Annotated in this window: 3 protein-coding genes; 2 read left to right on the top strand and 1 reads right to left on the bottom strand. The window is 71.7% G+C overall.

The features are described from left to right. Positions 1-141 precede the first annotated feature (141 nt). Complete coding sequence (locus HII36_RS54020; protein ID WP_173531178.1) at positions 142-768, bottom strand: TetR/AcrR family transcriptional regulator; 627 nt, start codon at positions 766-768, stop codon at positions 142-144. Between the two features lie 84 nt (positions 769-852). On the opposite strand from HII36_RS54020, the gene HII36_RS54015 reads away from it, so the two are divergent. Both HII36_RS54015 and HII36_RS54010 read left to right on the top strand, forming a co-directional pair. Then, on the top strand, positions 853-1,818 hold the full coding sequence (locus tag HII36_RS54015; protein WP_173531177.1) for an SDR family NAD(P)-dependent oxidoreductase: 966 nt from the start codon (positions 853-855) through the stop codon (positions 1,816-1,818). Positions 1,819-2,182: 364 nt separating this feature from the next. Continuing rightward, on the top strand, positions 2,183-2,986 hold the full coding sequence (locus tag HII36_RS54010; RefSeq protein WP_173531176.1) for an alpha/beta fold hydrolase: 804 nt from the start codon (positions 2,183-2,185) through the stop codon (positions 2,984-2,986). Positions 2,987-3,603: the final 617 nt, after the last annotated feature.

The following is a 3,603-nucleotide window of genomic DNA, read 5'->3' as shown; positions in this document are numbered from 1 at the left end:
AGATTTGTATAAGAGACAGCCCCAACTCCAGGCCCGAACCCCGACACTGGCCTGCCCCGACGCCAGCCCACACGCCGGCCCACGCCCCACACCCCGGACCAGGCGTTTGGCGGGCGGCGTTGGGCGTGTTGGGAGGCGGTGTTAGGCGTCGTAGTCCGCGATCGGTGCGGGAGGCTGGTAGCCGCGGGTGACCAGGTCGACGGCGCGGCGCATGGCCGTCCGTACCTCCTCGGGTGAGTCGCCGCGCCCGATCGCCACCATCGTGGCCGCGCTCACCGCGCCCACCGCCGCCCCCACCAGCGCCGCCGCCTCGATTGGGTCGAGTTCCTCCGGGTACGCCCGATGCAACGCTCGCGCCAGCTCGTCCTGGGCGGTGACGTACCGCTGCAACATCCGGGCCTGCAGTGCGGGCGCCGAGGCGGCCAGGCGGACCCGGAGTGCGGCCAGCCCGCTGGTCAGGTCGCTGTCCCAGCTGTCACCGATCATGTCGGCCATCGCCCGGGCGAGCACCCCGGCCGGCCGTTCGTCCGGGGCGCGCTCGGCGACGGCACGCAGGCCCAGGTCGACGCGGACGTCGGAGTTGGCGAACAGCACGTCCTCTTTCGCCTGGAAATGCAGGAAAAACGTGCGGGTGGACACCTCTGCGGCCTCGGCGATCTCGGCCACGGTGACCTGCTCGTAGTCCCGCTCCCTGAACAGCCCGATCGCCGCCTCGACCAGCGCCAGCCGCGTGCGCTGCTTCTTGAGCTCCCGCAACCCCATCGTCATGGAAACACATCTTAGTACATTGCATGCACCGCTTCATTTGATGTATCAATACATCAAGTGTAGTGAAATGAAGGGGGAAGCGGCATGGGCAGTCTGGACGGGCGCGTCGTCCTCATCACCGGAGCCGGGCGCGGCATCGGCCGGGAGGAGGCGCTGTTCTTCGCGGCCGAAGGCGCCAAGGTCGTCGTCAACGACCCGGGCGTGGAGATCGACGGCACCGGCGGCGACACCGGGGTCGCGGCGGCGGTGGTCGAGGAGATCGTCGCGGGCGGCGGCCAGGCCGTGGCCAACACGGACAGCGTCACCGACTGGGACGGCGCGCGCCGCATGGTCCACACCGCGCTCGACGCCTTCGGCGACCTGCACGTCGTCGTCAACAACGCCACCGTTGAACGCAACCGCGGCCTCGCCGACCTGACCGAGGACGAGTTCGACGCGGTCGTCGCGGTGAAACTGAAGGGCACGTTCGCGGTCACCCGGTGGGCGGCGCGGTACTGGCGCGAGCGGTTCGAGTCCGGGGTGCGCGCGGACCGGGCCGTGATCAACACCTCCTCCGGCTCCGGCCTGCTCAACCCGCTGCCCACGCAGGCCTCCTACGCCTCCGCGAACGCGGGCGTCGCCGCGCTGACCGTCGTCGCGGCACTCGAACTGGCCAGGTACGGCGTGCGGGTCAACTGCCTTTCGCCGTCCATGGCCAGGACCAGGCTCACCCTGGGCGTGCCGGGCATCGCCGAACCGCCCGCGACCGGCGGCTTCGACCCGCAGCACCCGGCCACCAGCGCGCCCATCGCCGCCTACCTGGCCGGCGCGTCCTGCCCGCTCACCGGGCAGGTGCTGTCCGTACGCGGCGGCTCGGTCGCGATCAACCACGGCTGGACTCGGGGCGCGAGCATACGCAAGGACGGCCCGTGGACCGTCCCCGAACTGGTCGCCCAACTGGGCGAACTGCCCATGGACGACCCGTTCGACAAGCTGGCGGAAGCACTCGGCGGCGCGCTGGGGGCAGGCGGGCGCGAACGAATCCAGCAGATGATCGACGCCCTGCTCTGACCTGTGGTGATCGATGTGCTGCTCCGACCTTCGAAGACCGACACGCTCCGCTGACCTCGGTGGTCGACGTGCCCCCGCTGCCCCTCGGAGACCGACGTGCTCCGCTGACCCCCCAGCAATTGCGGCCCCGGCAATCGACCTGTTCCGCTGACCCTCAGGGGTCGACGTGCTCCGCTGGCCCCCGGCGGTGGATGCGCTCCGCTGACCCCGGCATTGACGTGCTCCGCTGACCTCCAGGCCGAGCCTCGCGTCCCTTGATCGTCAGCCGGGGATCGGGCACCATGGTCGCCTTCCCATCCAGAGAGTGCGTTTCATCGCGTATCGCCCGGATGCACGTCCGGGCGACTCGGGAAAGGAATCGGCCATGACGCAGGAAACCGTGCGATCCGCCGACGGCACCACGATCGCCTACCACCGCCAGGGTGACGGGCCGGCCGTCATCCTGGTGGGCGGTGGCCTCGACGACGGCACCGAGAACGTCCCGCTGGCCGCCGAACTGGCCACGACCTGCACCGTCCTCAACTACGCCCGCCGTGGCCGGGCGGGCAGCGGCGACACGCCGCCGTACGCGCTGGAGCGCGAGATCGAGGACCTCGCCGCGCTGCTCGCCGTCGCCGGCGACCGGGCCCACCTGTTCGGCGCCTCGTCGGGTGGCGCGCTCGCCCTGGAAGCGGCCGCCGCCGGCCTGCCCGTCGGCAAGATCGCGGTGTACGAGGTGCCGTACCTCATGGGCGACGACGTCCTGCGGCAGTGGTGCGAGTACGTCGCCGAACTCCATCGGGCGCTGGCGGCAGGCCGCAACGGCGACGCGGTGGCCCTGTTCATGCGGCTGGCCGGAGCCGGGGACGAGGCCATCGCGGGCGCCCGGAGCGCCCCCTTCTGGCCGTCACTGGAGGCTCTGGCGCCCACACTGGCCTACGACGCCGCCTGCCTCGGCGACGGCCGTCCCTCGGCGTCCCGTTTCGCCGCGATCACCCAGCCCGTACTGGTGATCACCGGTGCGGGCGACCCCAACATGCCGGGCCTGCCCGCCGACTTCTTCACCCAGGCCGCCGACGCCCTGACAGCCACCCTGCCCACAGCCCACCACGAAATGCTGGCCGGCCAAGGCCACGTAGCCGACCCCAAGGCCCTCGCCACAACCCTGACCACCTTCTACGCGACCTGACCTCCCCCTCTTCGCAACTTGATGCCCCTCTGCGCCTGACGGCCTCCGTGCGTGACCGTCTCCGCACGTGACCGTCTGCGCGCGCGACCGCACCATGCCTGGCCAACCTCACGGACGACGGCCTCCGTGCCGGGCCGCCTCCACGCCTGACCAGTCCCACGGGCGACGGCCTCCATGCCTGCCGGCCTCATGCGTGACCGCCCCACGCCGAACCAACCCCACGCGTGACCGCCTCCGCACCTGCCCGCCGCGTCCCAGGCCCGCCACCCCGGGGCCAGGACTGGGAGGAACCTGGCCCTCCCGTGGGGATCTCCGGAGGACGCGCGGGCCGCGGGAGGACGCGGGTCTCGGCGGACGTGCGGCCTTGGGAGGACGCGGACCTCGGGAGGACGCGCGGACCTCAGGGAGACGTGCGGGGCTCAAGGAGAACGTGCAGGGCTTTGAGGAGTGCGGGGCGATCCCGAGACCAGGCCCGGGCGAGCCCCGAGAAGCTGGCGCGCTCCCGAGAAGCGGCGGGGTTCCCCGGAGGCGGAGGGCGAGTCCCCGAGCTCCTTCCGAAACCCGCGCGTCCTTCGGAACCCTGCGCGTTCCTCGGAAACCGCGCCCACCCACCCAAC

The organism is Nonomuraea antri, from assembly GCF_013283785.1.
GTDB lineage: Bacteria > Actinomycetota > Actinomycetes > Streptosporangiales > Streptosporangiaceae > Nonomuraea > Nonomuraea antri.
This window is presented reverse-complemented; position numbering and strand designations above follow the sequence as displayed.